Annotated in this window: 15 protein-coding genes; 2 read left to right on the top strand and 13 right to left on the bottom strand. The window is 46.0% G+C overall.

Annotated features, from left to right (window positions below; translation table 11 throughout):
- Positions 1–7 precede the first annotated feature (7 nt).
- The 7 genes from M1P97_RS03190 to M1P97_RS03160 all read right to left on the bottom strand — a co-directional run bounded on the left by M1P97_RS03190 (position 8) and on the right by M1P97_RS03160 (position 3,494).
- Positions 8–289, bottom strand: a complete 282-nt coding sequence (locus M1P97_RS03190) for a DUF4134 domain-containing protein (RefSeq protein ID WP_249388426.1) — start codon at positions 287–289, stop codon at positions 8–10.
- Between the two features lie 238 nt (positions 290–527).
- Entirely contained in the window at positions 528–1,307 is a 780-nt protein-coding gene (locus M1P97_RS03185) for a hypothetical protein (RefSeq protein ID WP_221656202.1), read from the bottom strand.
- On the bottom strand, positions 1,307–1,699 hold the full coding sequence (locus M1P97_RS03180) for a DUF3408 domain-containing protein (RefSeq protein ID WP_221656201.1): 393 nt from the start codon (positions 1,697–1,699) through the stop codon (positions 1,307–1,309). Before M1P97_RS03180 ends, M1P97_RS03185 begins: the two co-directional genes overlap by 1 nt.
- Positions 1,700–1,720: 21 nt before the next feature.
- Positions 1,721–1,993 carry a DUF3408 domain-containing protein gene (locus tag M1P97_RS03175; protein ID WP_221656200.1) on the bottom strand — a complete coding sequence of 91 codons (273 nt, stop codon included), beginning with the start codon at positions 1,991–1,993 and terminating at the stop codon, positions 1,721–1,723.
- Positions 1,993–2,421, bottom strand: coding sequence for a DUF3408 domain-containing protein (locus M1P97_RS03170; RefSeq protein ID WP_221656199.1), 429 nt, complete (start codon positions 2,419–2,421; stop codon positions 1,993–1,995). Before M1P97_RS03170 ends, M1P97_RS03175 begins: the two co-directional genes overlap by 1 nt.
- Positions 2,422–2,425: 4 nt before the next feature.
- Complete coding sequence (locus tag M1P97_RS03165; RefSeq protein ID WP_221656198.1) at positions 2,426–3,181, bottom strand: ParA family protein; 756 nt, start codon at positions 3,179–3,181, stop codon at positions 2,426–2,428.
- Between the two features lie 19 nt (positions 3,182–3,200).
- Complete coding sequence (locus M1P97_RS03160) at positions 3,201–3,494, bottom strand: hypothetical protein (RefSeq protein WP_225659594.1); 294 nt, start codon at positions 3,492–3,494, stop codon at positions 3,201–3,203.
- Between the two features lie 432 nt (positions 3,495–3,926).
- Between M1P97_RS03160 and mobA the strand changes: the two genes are divergently transcribed.
- Positions 3,927–4,352 carry a conjugal transfer protein MobA gene (gene mobA / locus M1P97_RS03155; protein WP_221656196.1) on the top strand — a complete coding sequence of 142 codons (426 nt, stop codon included), beginning with the start codon at positions 3,927–3,929 and terminating at the stop codon, positions 4,350–4,352.
- A complete protein-coding gene (gene mobB / locus M1P97_RS03150) occupies positions 4,346–5,506 on the top strand; it encodes a conjugal transfer protein MobB (RefSeq protein WP_221656195.1) in 1,161 nt (386 codons plus the stop codon). Before mobA ends, mobB begins: the two co-directional genes overlap by 7 nt.
- Before the next feature lie 43 nt (positions 5,507–5,549).
- Here the strand turns inward: mobB and zupT are convergent, their stop codons facing one another.
- The 6 genes from zupT to M1P97_RS03120 all read right to left on the bottom strand — a co-directional run bounded on the left by zupT (position 5,550) and on the right by M1P97_RS03120 (position 12,425).
- Positions 5,550–6,341, bottom strand: coding sequence for a zinc transporter ZupT (gene zupT / locus M1P97_RS03145; protein ID WP_221656194.1), 792 nt, complete (start codon positions 6,339–6,341; stop codon positions 5,550–5,552).
- Positions 6,342–6,345: 4 nt separating this feature from the next.
- The gene (locus tag M1P97_RS03140) at positions 6,346–7,143 is read right to left on the bottom strand and encodes a class I SAM-dependent methyltransferase (RefSeq protein WP_221656193.1); all 798 of its coding nucleotides are present in this window, start codon (positions 7,141–7,143) and stop codon (positions 6,346–6,348) included.
- 12 nt (positions 7,144–7,155) lie between these two features.
- Positions 7,156–8,901, bottom strand: a complete 1,746-nt coding sequence (locus M1P97_RS03135; protein WP_221656192.1) for an ABC transporter ATP-binding protein — start codon at positions 8,899–8,901, stop codon at positions 7,156–7,158.
- 12 nt (positions 8,902–8,913) lie between these two features.
- Entirely contained in the window at positions 8,914–10,704 is a 1,791-nt protein-coding gene (locus M1P97_RS03130; protein WP_221656191.1) for an ABC transporter ATP-binding protein, read from the bottom strand.
- 90 nt (positions 10,705–10,794) lie between these two features.
- Complete coding sequence (locus M1P97_RS03125) at positions 10,795–11,418, bottom strand: TetR/AcrR family transcriptional regulator (RefSeq protein ID WP_221656190.1); 624 nt, start codon at positions 11,416–11,418, stop codon at positions 10,795–10,797.
- 161 nt (positions 11,419–11,579) lie between these two features.
- Positions 11,580–12,425: a hypothetical protein gene (locus M1P97_RS03120; RefSeq protein WP_249388346.1), complete on the bottom strand. Its 846-nt coding sequence runs from the start codon at positions 12,423–12,425 to the stop codon at positions 11,580–11,582.
- Positions 12,426–12,570 lie beyond the last annotated feature (145 nt).

Raw genomic sequence — 12,570 nt, 5'->3', positions numbered from 1 at the left:
CGATATATTAAAGGAAGAAAGAGCGCAGGATCGTAGCAGCCACAATCAGGAAAATACAGGCCCCGAACCAGCTGGCAGCCGTTTTTGAGGTGTCCGGGTCGCCTGAGCTGAACTTGTTATAGACCTTGACCCCGCCGATCAAGCCGACCACGGCTCCGATGGCGTATATCAACTTCGTTCCGGGATCGAAATACGACGTGACCATGTTGGTAGCATCGTTTATGCCCGCCAGTCCGTTGCCCTGGGCAAATGCGGAGGAAACAGCGGCAAAGACAAATGCCGCCGACATAAGAACCTTTTTGTTGAGCGAGGGCAGAGAGTGCTTGCACTTTTTGCCGAGCGTAAAAAAGGAAGAATGAAATTCAATTTTCTTCTTTGTCATAATTGGATATTTTTTAAGATGGTGCGGGGTTGGATAGGCCCCGCACCGGTGAAACTTGTTTTAACTTTGAATTTTTAGTGGTCTGTGGATAGCAACCGAAGCTATCCGTAATCGTACTTTTTCATTTGGATTCTTTTTTTGATTGTTACACAAAATCCCGGACATCAAAACCCGGCGGGAAATCACCCTGCGGAGATGGGCTTTCCGCTGATTCGGCGGCCATCCGCTTATTGAATGCCGACAAATAGGTGTGCATAAGGGACGTTACCTTATCTTCCCGTTCGGGTGGGCCTGAAACGATATACTCAAACATATCGGTTCCTTTCAGGTTCAGGAGTATGCGTCCGGTTTCCTCCTGCTGCTGATCCGTAAGTGTAGGATTGTGTACCACATGGCGGTAGGCATCGCCTAATTGATCGTAACTAACACCCTGGGCGTAGGTCTTACCCTCGAAAGGGTAATCTTCGTTTTCGTCCTCGTCGTCGTCAAATTCCGGTTCTTCCACATCTTCCGCATCTTCTTCCGGGAATGATTCATAAAGCGGGAAGTTTATGTCCAAAGGCTCATTTGTTTCGCCTTCCGGTACCTGGCCGAAAACCTCGTCCAATTCCTCCGGCGCTATCTGCCGGGGGTGTTCGGGTACATTTGCAGGGGCAAAGATATTCTCTTTTTCTGTATCTCGTTCATTTTCAGGAGATACGGCAGCTTCTGGCCGGGAGCGCCCCGAAGGGAGGACAAAACGGCTCTTGCCGACAATGTCCCCCTTCTTTCTTTTTTCACCGGATAAGGTATCACCGTTATCCTTATGGCCCGGCTTATTCATCCGGCGGCTTTCCCGCATGGTGAAATACATCATCCACAGGGCATAAACTATCGCCACGGCGGACAGCACGATAAGCACATGGGTTTGTGAGATGGCACCCATTACTCACCGGATTTATCGGATTCACCGCGTTTTTCCCTGTAAAGGCGGTCGATAGCGTCCGCATGTTCCGTAAAATGCGCCTCCAGCACCTTGTCCACATAGGCGGTGACAGTCGTTTTGCCGCCCTTGATAATGCGGCAGGCTTTTCGGATCGCATCGACATATTCCGGGCGTATGCGCACGGTTTTGGAACTTTTGAATGGAGCCTTGTAGGTCAGGATATACCGCAGGAAGTAAATATTGTCCGCCGGTTGTACCCTGATTTCGATTTCTTTTTCGGGGGTGCCTGCCCCGATGGCTTTCCGGTGGCTTATAGCCTTGCGGATAAATGGTATGGCTATTCCAGCCAGTACCACCAGCACGATGCTCAGCATAATCAAATTGTCTGACATAACAAAAGAATTTTTAGTGGTTTATAATAAATCGTTGCGTTCGCGGCGGTAGAGGTGATTGATCTCCGCCTTGTGTTTCTCCAGGTGTTCGGTGATTACATTGTCGATGTAACCACCCACCGTAAGTCCTTTCTGGTTGATAGAGCGAATCAGGGAGGTCAATATCCCGTGATTGCGTTTACTGATATACACGCACTGGCGGCGGTCTATCTCAATGGGTTTCAAATACTGTTGTTCGTAGGAAGCCATTTCGCAAATGCTGTCTTCCGGTTCCAGTCTGTTGTTCTTTTTCATTATTCCTGATTTTTATTGATATTGATACCTTTGTGTTTCTCGTTATACAAGCGGGTCATCTCATTCCCATACAGGTTGAGATGGTTTGCCAGCACATTGTCAATGTAGCCGGAGAGGGTTATGCCCTCACTTTCCATCACACTGCATAGTGCTTTAATCGAATCGTGAAAATCCTTTCGGATATAGACCATCTTTCCCGTGCGGGCCGTAATGGCGGATGCCTTGATAAAAAGCGTTTCGTAATCCTGCTCTTTGCCCTTTCGCCGGCGGCTTTCCTCTTTGGGAGGGTCTGCCTGGGAAACAGGTGCATTTTCGATGCTTTCCTGCGTTTCACTCACAAGGGAGGCGTGATCCGTAGGTTCTTCCTGTAAGAAGGAGGCTATAATCTCTTTTTCGTTTATATCCTCTTTTTTGATTGTTTTTGCCATAGGATTAGGAGTTGATGATTTCCAGAATTTCTTCCACCAGCGTTTCTATATTGCTCCCTTTAAGCAACACCTTATCCGCAGGAAAAATCGTTGAACGGAACAGGGCCTTATGGGATACGGGAAGTTCCCGGCGGAAGCGTTTGCTGTCAGGTAGGAATGTTTTCAGCACTGAAAGGTGGAGTTCCGCTATAATTTGCTCGTAGACACCATACAATTCCGTTTTCTCCCGGCCATCGACCATGTTCCAGATCAGGTGCAAGCCTTTAATCTTCGATTTCCCGGTCAGTACGATAGCCTTATTCAGCCGGTGGGCAAAACGCAGGGTACTTTCCAGAACCACCCGGTCGGCACTGATAGGTGAGAAGATATAATCCATAAGCGAAAGGGTGTAAATAACCCCTTCCTTATTGACCGTTCCGGGCAAGTCGAAGAAGATAATATCGTATTTACCTTTCTGCAACAGGGCTTTGGCCGTTTCCGAAGCCTTCTCGGGAAGGCTCTTGATTACAGGGTACATTTTTTTGCCCAGGCGGGTAAATTGTTCATAAGCCATCGACTTGTAATAATCGTCGTCGGTTGCCATTCTCAGGTCGCGCTCACGCATCTCGGCAATACTGTATTGCGGATAGTCGCAATCAACTACCGCCACATCGTAGCCTTTCACATAGTGCAGGTACGAAGCCACCAGCACCGTCAGGGTTGTTTTTCCTGCCCCTCCTTTTTGGGTGGAGAAAGCAATGCACAAATTTTTCTTTTCCATTGTTTAATCATTTAATCAGTTATACATGCGGTTGATTATTCACTTGACAGACCGGACAACCGGCCGGATAGCCATACATAGGGCTATTCAACCGGCTGGTAAAATGATTGACTGGCTGACCGTTTGAACATTTGAATAGTTGAATGTTTGAACAGCCGGCCTTGCGGCTGTCCATGCGGTCAATCATTCCATGAATCATCCGGCTGGCCGGATAACCGGACAATCTTACAAGCAGCCGGTCTGAAAGCCATTCAATCGGTCGGTCGGTTGCTCCGCCGGACAGCTGTTTGGTCATATTTTCAGTCATACACATCGTCGGTCATATTTTCAAATCCGACTGCAAATAAACCTCTATTTAGCAGTTCTTGTATGCTGTTTTCGGGCTATGGCACAGAGTGGCAGCCAACTGGATAAGGCAGGCACAATCTCCTGCCATACAACTGATTGAAAGGGTCGGTAACTTTGCAGCGTGACGATCCCGAAGGGTAAAAGGTAGCTCGCCTGGCAGATGACGGCCAGCTATTAAAAAGCTCTGTCCGTCGCCGGACAGATTTCTTTGCAAAGTGGCAAAGAGCAAGCTGTGTTTTCAGTTACCCTAAATAAATTTAGTAACCGAAAACAGCTTGCCCGCAAGGGGGGAAAGCGCCTCCGAAGTCGTTGCTTTTGAATGGGCGGCTACGCCGGTAAGGGATCGGAAATTTTGTAACCGGAGGGCTTAATTGCCATCCTTTTTAAAATATCCGATATGGAAAAGAATAATGTACCCCGCAAACGGGGCAGAGGTGGCAGGCCCACCAAAACAGATACCGCATCCAACTGTGTGATGGTGCGGTTTACGGATGAAGAATACGCCCGTTTTCTTTCTTTGTTGGAAGAATCAGGCGTACAGGTAAAGGCGACTTTTATCAAAGCGCGGGTATTCGGCGAGAGGTTCCGGGTGATAAAAACCGACGAAGGAACCCTCCGGTATGTGGCAAAGCTCTCGCAATTCCACTCCCAATTCCGCGCGGTGGGGACAAATTACAACCAGGTCGTGAAGGAATTACACACCCATTTTTCACAGAAGAAAGCGCTGGCCCTGCTCTACAAATTGGAAAAGATAACAGCAGAACTGGCGGCAATCGGAGGGCAGGTCATTGCGCTTTCCGAAGAATTTAAGCAACGATGGTAGCCAATATTACAACCGGGAGCAACCTGTACGGCGCCCTTTTTTACAATCAGGAGAAGGTGGAAAAGGGTGTGGGAACGGTACTGGCAACCCATATTCTGCGGGAGCCGACAGACGGTAATTTCAGCGTGGCCGAAACGGCAGAAGATATACTGCGCTGGATGCCCGACCATTTCCGCACCGAAAAACCGGTTATCCATATCTCCCTCAATCCCGACCCAAAAGACACGCTCTCGGACGAGCAACTTTCCGAAATCGCCGGGCAATATATGGAGCGTATGGGTTGGGGAGAACAGCCCTATATCGTTTTTAAACATTCCGACATCGAGCGGGAACATATCCATATCGTTTCGGTGCAGGTGGGGCGAGACGGTAAGAAAATCAAAGACAGCAAGCGCAACGAGCGAAGCGTGGCAATAACCGAGCAACTGGAGAAAGAATATGGGCTACATCCGGCCAAAGGGCAGAAGCGCTCCGAACTGTGGCAGCTCAAAGCGGTGGATCACACCAAAGGCGACCTGAAAAAACAGATTGCGGCGGTTATTAAACCTGTACTTTCGATGTACCGGTTTCAGACGTTGGGCGAGTTCCGGGCCCTGCTCTCCTTATATAATATAAGTATAGAGGAAGTGAAGGGAGAACGCGACGGCCAGCCGTACCGGGGGTTGCTCTACATGGCATTGGAGGATAACAAAGAAAAAGCGGAAGTTACGCCGCTTAAATCGTCGCTGTTTGGAAAGAATTATGGGTATGAAGCGTTGGAGAAACACATGGAACGCTCAGGCGAAAAGATAGAAAAGGATAACCATCGGGAGCATACCCGCCACCGCGTTGCCGAAGCGTTTGTGGAGGCACCCACCGAAAACGTACTGAGGGAACGCCTGAAAGCCCTCCACATTGATCTCCACCTGCGCCGTAATGATACCGGGCGTATTGTTGGAGTAACTTTTATCGACCATGAAAACCGTTGCGTATTGAATGGCTCCCGCTTGGGTAAGGAATATTCAGCCAATGCCCTGAATGAGCGGTACGCAGCCGGACGAAATACCGCAGCAGATCCGCACAAGGTTTCCGAAGCTGACCCGCAACAGAAAGCTACCCGCAAACAAGGTGCTGTCCGTAAAAAGAGGAAGCCCGGTATGGACATTAACCGGTAGCAAGATGTTTGATGATTGAATCAACGGAAATGACACCGTTTTTTCAAAGCAGTAGTAAACTCACTCCCATTATCGCCATCCCTGCCACCACACCGGAAATGGAAATATGGTGTTTGCCGTATTTTTCGGCGGACGGTAATAATTCGTCCAGTGAAATAAATACCATAATGCCTGAAACTGCGGCCAGAATAATCCCATTGACCGTTGTTGTCCAATAAGGCATCAGGAACAGAAATGCGATGCCTGCACCGACAGGTTCGGCCAATCCCGACAGGAAAGAATACCAGAAAGCCTTTTTCCTATTGCCGGTGGCATGATAGATAGGTACGGAAACGGCAATCCCTTCCGGTATATTGTGGATGGCAATGGCTACCGTAATAGGGATAGCAATATCCAAGCCTTCCAATGCGGAAGTAAACGTGGCGATCCCTTCCGGAAAATTGTGCAATGCCAAAGAAAAGGCAACCACCAGACCCGCCCGATGCAGGGCATCCCGTTTATTCATTTCTTCCACACCATGTATTTCATGCGGGTTACCAGATTCCGGTACAAGAAAATCAATTAAGGCAATCAGGGCTATCCCGCCGAAAAAAGCAATCAACAGGTAGAACATTCCCATTTTATCCCCGAAAGCGGTAATCAATTCGGCTTTGGCAGTAGGCATCATTTCCATGAATGACACATAAATCATCACCCCTGCTGATAATCCCAGAGAGAAACACAGGAATTTTGTATTGGTGCGTTTGGCAATGAGTGCAATCAGGCTTCCGATTCCGGTCGAAAGTCCGGCAACCAATGTCAAAGAAAAAGCTAAAAGTATTGTTTGCTGATCCATTATTTTAGTGTAACCTGAGATGAATAATCCTAAATGATTTCATAAAAGGAGGATACAATTTCATCACTATTTTCATCGGTAGCGGCCAGCGGTTTTTCAGGTAATCGGCGTAATAGTATTCTTTGATTATCCCAATACCCGTGTGCCAGCTTTCAATCTCTTTGCTGTCGTTGATACCCCATTTGAAAGGGGCGTTGTATTTCTTCACATCAGGATGCCGTTTGTGATTCTTAACTGCCAATTGGCTTATTGTATCAAAAGCCATTTCAGCGGATTTGAACCGTTCGGCAATCTCACAAAACAGCATCTTAATATTCTTTTCTTCGAAATACATCATTACGCCCTCCGAAATAAACAGCGTTGGCCTGTCTTTGGGAACATCATTCATCCACGAATAATCAAACATGGACTTGGCTATCATTTTGCAGGAAGGCGTTTCTTTAAAAAACTTTTTACGCACCTCAATAGATTCTTCTACATCAATGTCGAACCACTGAGCACCGTTCAGGGAGAGCCGCTTGCAGCGGGCATCCAGGCCGCAACCCAGATTAACGACAATTCCTTGCGGATGCCGATGCAAAAAATCGTTGATGATTTCATCTAAGATGATAGTACGGACTATTGTCCCTGTTTGCGAGGCTTCCGATACTTTGTTCTTGGACGATTCATCGAACTCTATTTGTTCCAGTATTTGTACTGCATAGGGGTCTTTGACTGCCGCATCGGGGCGTTTTGCTTCGATTGCCCGAATCCGCAGCGTAATAAATAATGTTTCGGGAACTCCCGACAGATTTACTTTCATATTATTTCTTTTTTAAAATTTCCAACCTTTCATCCGTTGCTGTTCGTCCCACATGTGCTTGTACAGGCCGTTATTAGCCAATAGTTGCTGGTGTGCGCCTTGCTCGGATAATTTGCCGTCATCCAATACCACGATATTATCGGCATGCACAATCGTGTTCAGTCGGTGGGCGATGACAATTACTGTTTTACTTTTCACCAGTTCGTTGATGGCTTCCTGTATGTGCAGTTCGTTTTCGGGATCGAGCGAAGCAGTGGCTTCGTCGAGCAGGACTATTGGCGCGTCTTTCAATAGGGCGCGGGCAATAGATATCCGTTGCTTTTCGCCACCCGAAAGCGTACAACCACCTTCACCAACCATTGCCTGCAAGCCGCCGGGCAGTTCCCACGCGAAGTTCATCACCTGTGCTTTTTCGGCTGCCGCCAATATTTGTTCCTCAGTTGCATTTGCATTGCCGATTTTAATATTGTTGTAAATAGTATCGTTAAACAGATACACATCCTGAAACACGATGGAAATGCACGACAGCAGGTTATCAACCGGATAATCTTTGATATTTTTTCCGTTCAACCGGATTTCACCTTTATCCACATCCCAGAAACGGGCAATCAACCGCGTGAGCGTTGTTTTTCCAGAACCCGAAGGGCCGACCAAAGCGGTCAGCTTGTGGGAAGGGATCTTCAGGTTCAGTTGTTTGACGACAGGCACATTATTGTACGAAAAATCCACATCTTTAAACTCGATATCAAAGTTGGTAATCTTTCCGGTATCGGAACCGTCGGACATGATGGGTGTTTTGCGCAACGCTTCGATACGTTCCACGCTTAATCCCATGTAGGTTGCCAGTCCCAAAAACATGAGCGCCTGCATCAGCGGTTCACACATCTTGGTTCCAAGTAAAAGAAAGAGAATATACACAGGTAAACTCATTTCCCCATGTGTGAAGAAATAGAATCCTACCAGAATAATCAGTGGAATACTGGCATTCAGTACAAAGGTCGCCAAAACCAACGTGGGGCCGGAACCAGCTTCCAAACGAATGGAATCCTGTTTTAGTTTACGAAATGACTTTTCCAGGCGTTCAAATTTTGTCCCGCCCAGATTGAAGGCTTTGATCAACCGGATGCCCTGAATGTACTCAATGACACGCGAAGCCGCATCGGTCTTCGACTTTTGCTGTTTCTTTCCCGAATAGGCTATCAGTTTGCGGGTAATCCACACCATCGGCCAAGCCAACGGGATAACCAGGGCGGCAATCAACGCCAGTTGCCAGTTGAAGAATGCCAAACTGATAACCATAGCCAATGGGCCGATAAGGCCGCCGATGATTTGCGGAAGCTGGTGCGTCACCAACAATTCCACATTGTCGAAGTCACTTACAATGTAGGAACCAATCGTACCGGGGTCTTTAGTATTATAGAATCCCATAGACAGTTTGCGCAGGTGTTCCGCTACGCTGATCCGTCCGTCGGCACAAATGTTATAACCTTCCCGATAGGATGCCATATAGGATTTATAGTTGAAAAACACCAATAGCAACAGGCACACCAACAGGGCGGCGCAGTAAACGCCAATCAGTTTCACATTCAATTCCGTTCCCGGATATTGCAGCGGTTTGAAAACTTCCCATACCACTCCCAGCATGACACAGTAAGGCGCGGCGCGGAAAGTATATTCCAATAAAGTCCAACCTATCATTGGATATAACCGCTGCGGTTTTCCCTGTGTAGCGGCATTCATTAGTTTTATAATATTCATATTGATTCGTATTTATCGGTTAAGTTTCCACTCACGTGAGCGGGAATAAATATCCCACATGTTCTTATATAATCCGCCGAGGGCTACCAGTTCATCATGTTTGCCCTGTTCGGCGACGGTTCCTTTATCAATGACCAATATCTGGTCGGCATTGCGGATGGTGGACAAGCGGTGAGCAATCACCATTACCGTTTTGCCTTTAATCAGTTGGGAAAACGAAGCCAGTATCTTCCCTTCATTTTCGGGGTCAGCATAAGCGGTCGCTTCGTCGAGCAGTACAATCGGTGCATCTTTCAATATGGCACGCGCTAACGCTATCCGTTGGGCTTCGCCGCCTGAAAGGTATGTGCCGCCCTCACCGACCAACGCATCATATCCCTTTTCCAGTTGCATGATAAAGTCGTGGCACTGGGCGGCTTTAGCGGTATTTATTACATCTTCTTTTGTTGCCGTTTTGTTTCCCATACGGATATTTTCTTCAATGGTATCGAAAAACAGTATGTTATCCTGAAACACGAACGACACGGTATTCATCAGGTCTTCCGTGCGGATTTGCTTGATATGGCTACCGCCGATGCGGATTTCGCCGTCTTCAATATCCCAGAAACGGGCAGCCAGCATGGCGATGGTCGATTTTCCCGCACCCGAAACACCTACCAATGCGGTTACTGTACCGGGTCGGGCTGTAAACGATACATTGTTCAGGACTTCTGTTTTATCATACGCAAACGATACATTTACAAACTCAATAGAAGCATCGCGAGGTGTTTGCGGTTGTATCGGATCAGTGATTTCTTCTTTTTTCAGAATCCCGTCCATCAAATCCACGCCGATACTGTTTTGGCGCAACATATTGGTCATCCACATCAATTTGAGCATAGGGAAAAAGATACCGCCACCCAATACAAGGAATATCAATACCGTGGATATGTAGCCGGTATAAGACGGGGCTTTCAACAGAAAGTAAATAGCTGCCGGAATAATAAACAGCAATGCTGCCGAGAGCATATTGTAAAAGCCGAGATAAGTAACGGCATAAGTGGAGGTAATGGTATTGGAAAAATCGCGGAACCCAAAAATCTGTTTCTTCAGGTTTTCCAGCGCGATGGACGAGCGGTTAAAAATCTTCACGACCTGCATACCACGCACGTATTCGATAATCGAAGCATTCAGTTTTCCCATAATCGACATATAGCCTTTCGTATCTTCGGTGGCTTTCTTTGACCAGGTGGTAGAGAACTGGAAGAAAAAGGCAATCAACATGACGGCAAGTACGATAAGTGCCAGTCGCCAGTCAATGGTAAAAAGCCAGCCAATGATCAACAGCGGAAAAACAATAGCGCTGGTTAAATCGGGGATATGGTGGGCAACGAACAATTCGACCCGTTCCACATCTTCGCCGATGATTTTCTTCAAATCGCCCGTGGTGCGTTTGGTGAAAAAACCCAATGGAAGTTTTGCCATTTTGCGGGTTATCGCCACACGCAGTTCATACAGAATGTTGAAAGCGGCAATATGTGAACACATCAACGACACGAAAAGTAGCACGCCATAACAGCCAAAGGCTACGAGGCAGATGATTCCCCAATGTTTTACCAATTCCTGCGAAACGTTTTCGGGGTGGGCGGCATGGGCTGCCAGTTCATTCAAAATGTTCAGTATGGCGACATAAGGTACGAATTGCGCCAGCGTTGAAGCGACGGCCAGCACGACCGACCCGATAAGCCACCATCTTTTTGTTCCGGCTATTTCCAACAGTCGGGAAAAGCCTTGCTTCGGTTTTTTGTAAGTTTTACTACTCATACTTTATCTGTTTTTAATCTAATTCTCATTTTATGTTCATCCTGCCCAATAGCGAACAATGTTCGATTTTGTTCAAAAAAAGAAGGAGGCTTATCCAGCCTCCTTCTTAATTCCTGTCAATTCACACCACCCGGCAAAATTAAATAGTAGATATTCCCGGAAGAACTCCCGTATTTTCCGCTTGTTCAAGTCGTGGGTAACAATTTCGCCCAGGATACTCACCAACCACGAAGCCATTGCGTGAATGAAGAACCGGGAAACATTATTGGAATCAGGGAAATATTTCTTTTCCAGTTTCCGGTAATTGTGGCTGACTTGTGTAATGTGGTCGGTCAGGGCATCGCGGAAGTTACCCATAGAGGAACCCTGCGAATGGTAAAGCATCAAACGGAATTCTTCTTTGTAAGTACAAATGATGTTTATATAAGAATCAATCGCTTCTTCCCCGTGTCCGAATGCCGATAGGTTATTAAAATCAAGGTGCTTTTCCGTATGCTGTTCGGTAATGAACCTGAAGAGCGCATCTTTGGCCGGTTTTACAACGGCTGTAAATATTTCATCCTTATTCTTGAAATAGTTGTAGATATTGCTTAGCCCTACGCATGATTCCTTTGCTATGGTGCGCATGGAGACATCCTTAAACCCGCACCGGAAGAACTCACGCCGGGCATGATGCAGAATGGAGTTATATTTATCGTCTTTCAGAATCCTCATATGAATAAAGAACGATGTTCCTTTTTAAAATGCAAAGTAACGGCTAATTACCCTGTTACACAATCCCTATTTCTTGGTATTTTGACTACTCTTGTCCGACTGGAACTCTCATCTCCTTATTTCAAGAACAGTTAATATCTTTTCCCCAGAGTGATTATGATTTATATTTCAAATGTGCCTATTGCCGCAGAAGAGACTAATGGTACAGAGAAGTCTTCTCCTTCTGTTTGAGGTTGAATAATGTCACAGTGGAATATAATTTCTTCCCCATCTTTTATTTCGATGAAAACTGTAGACTCGTTCTTTGCACTCCAATTAGTTAAATTGTATTTGCCTGAAGACTCTATTACGAATTTATATTTACCCGTAGATTCACCATCTTTTTCTATATGCACAGAATGAACCAAGGCTGAATTAGCACGGCAGATATTGTATCTTAAACTCTTTAAAGCACTTGGTGTAGTATCTGCCAGTTCTCCATTAACAGATTTCAGTCGGTTACACATGAAGGATACTTCAAATTTACCTCCTTCTACAGGTATATAAAATGGCTGCGACATCTCTGTTGAAATAATATACTGATATTCTATTTGGGATGCTTTCTGTTGAAATGAATAGGTTTTATAAGTAATTTCTTTTCCATCTGCAATGGAGAACATAATTCTACCTTTCCGAATGGTGTCCTCTTCATTTTCACTGGCACGTAATTCAAAAGAGCAGATAAAGTTGTCTTTTGTGATATTTGAAATGGTGAACTGTTCTCCTTCAAGCTTGATCTCTGTAATGGCAGATGCTTTTACTTTTTCCTTCTGCCCAGAAAAGGCCCCATTGATTTGAGTTTCCCGAAAAACCGTCAATGTGAATGTTCTTAACTCGCCTTGTTCTGCAAAATCAGAATCCTTATCTCCTTGCAACTCGAAGGAATAATCGTATGTTATCTCATCTTTGTTTTTATCGCAAGAATTAAAAAAAAGACCGATTAATAAAAGTAAGATTATTTGTTTCATTTTATATTCTACTATAAGCTATATTATATTAATGCTCAAATTTTCAATGGATTGCTTCGTGGGCTTGTTTTTGTTTATGCAAAGTTACAGCTAACGAAAAAGAAGCTTTGCCCGCAAAACGCAATATTCTGCCCGTAAAACGTAT

The organism is Parabacteroides leei, from assembly GCF_023369805.1.
Classification (GTDB): Bacteria; Bacteroidota; Bacteroidia; order Bacteroidales; family Tannerellaceae; genus Parabacteroides; species Parabacteroides leei.
Note: the sequence above shows the minus strand (reverse complement) of the source record. Positions and strands in the feature narration are given on the sequence as shown.

Coding starts and splice junctions, on each gene's coding strand:
- M1P97_RS03135 (WP_221656192.1), bottom strand. CDS start 8,901: ATGAATATTATAAAACTAATGAATGCCGCTACACAGGGAAAACCGCAG.
- mobB (WP_221656195.1), top strand. CDS start 4,346: ATGGTAGCCAATATTACAACCGGGAGCAACCTGTACGGCGCCCTTTTT.
- M1P97_RS03125 (WP_221656190.1), bottom strand. CDS start 11,418: ATGAGGATTCTGAAAGACGATAAATATAACTCCATTCTGCATCATGCC.
- M1P97_RS03165 (WP_221656198.1), bottom strand. CDS start 3,181: ATGGAAAAGAAAAATTTGTGCATTGCTTTCTCCACCCAAAAAGGAGGG.
- M1P97_RS03170 (WP_221656199.1), bottom strand. CDS start 2,421: ATGGCAAAAACAATCAAAAAAGAGGATATAAACGAAAAAGAGATTATA.
- M1P97_RS03140 (WP_221656193.1), bottom strand. CDS start 7,143: ATGAAAGTAAATCTGTCGGGAGTTCCCGAAACATTATTTATTACGCTG.
- M1P97_RS03190 (WP_249388426.1), bottom strand. CDS start 289: ATGTCGGCGGCATTTGTCTTTGCCGCTGTTTCCTCCGCATTTGCCCAG.
- mobA (WP_221656196.1), top strand. CDS start 3,927: ATGGAAAAGAATAATGTACCCCGCAAACGGGGCAGAGGTGGCAGGCCC.
- M1P97_RS03185 (WP_221656202.1), bottom strand. CDS start 1,307: ATGGGTGCCATCTCACAAACCCATGTGCTTATCGTGCTGTCCGCCGTG.
- M1P97_RS03175 (WP_221656200.1), bottom strand. CDS start 1,993: ATGAAAAAGAACAACAGACTGGAACCGGAAGACAGCATTTGCGAAATG.
- M1P97_RS03180 (WP_221656201.1), bottom strand. CDS start 1,699: ATGTCAGACAATTTGATTATGCTGAGCATCGTGCTGGTGGTACTGGCT.
- M1P97_RS03160 (WP_225659594.1), bottom strand. CDS start 3,494: ATGTGTATGACTGAAAATATGACCAAACAGCTGTCCGGCGGAGCAACC.
- M1P97_RS03120 (WP_249388346.1), bottom strand. CDS start 12,425: ATGAAACAAATAATCTTACTTTTATTAATCGGTCTTTTTTTTAATTCT.
- zupT (WP_221656194.1), bottom strand. CDS start 6,341: ATGGATCAGCAAACAATACTTTTAGCTTTTTCTTTGACATTGGTTGCC.
- M1P97_RS03130 (WP_221656191.1), bottom strand. CDS start 10,704: ATGAGTAGTAAAACTTACAAAAAACCGAAGCAAGGCTTTTCCCGACTG.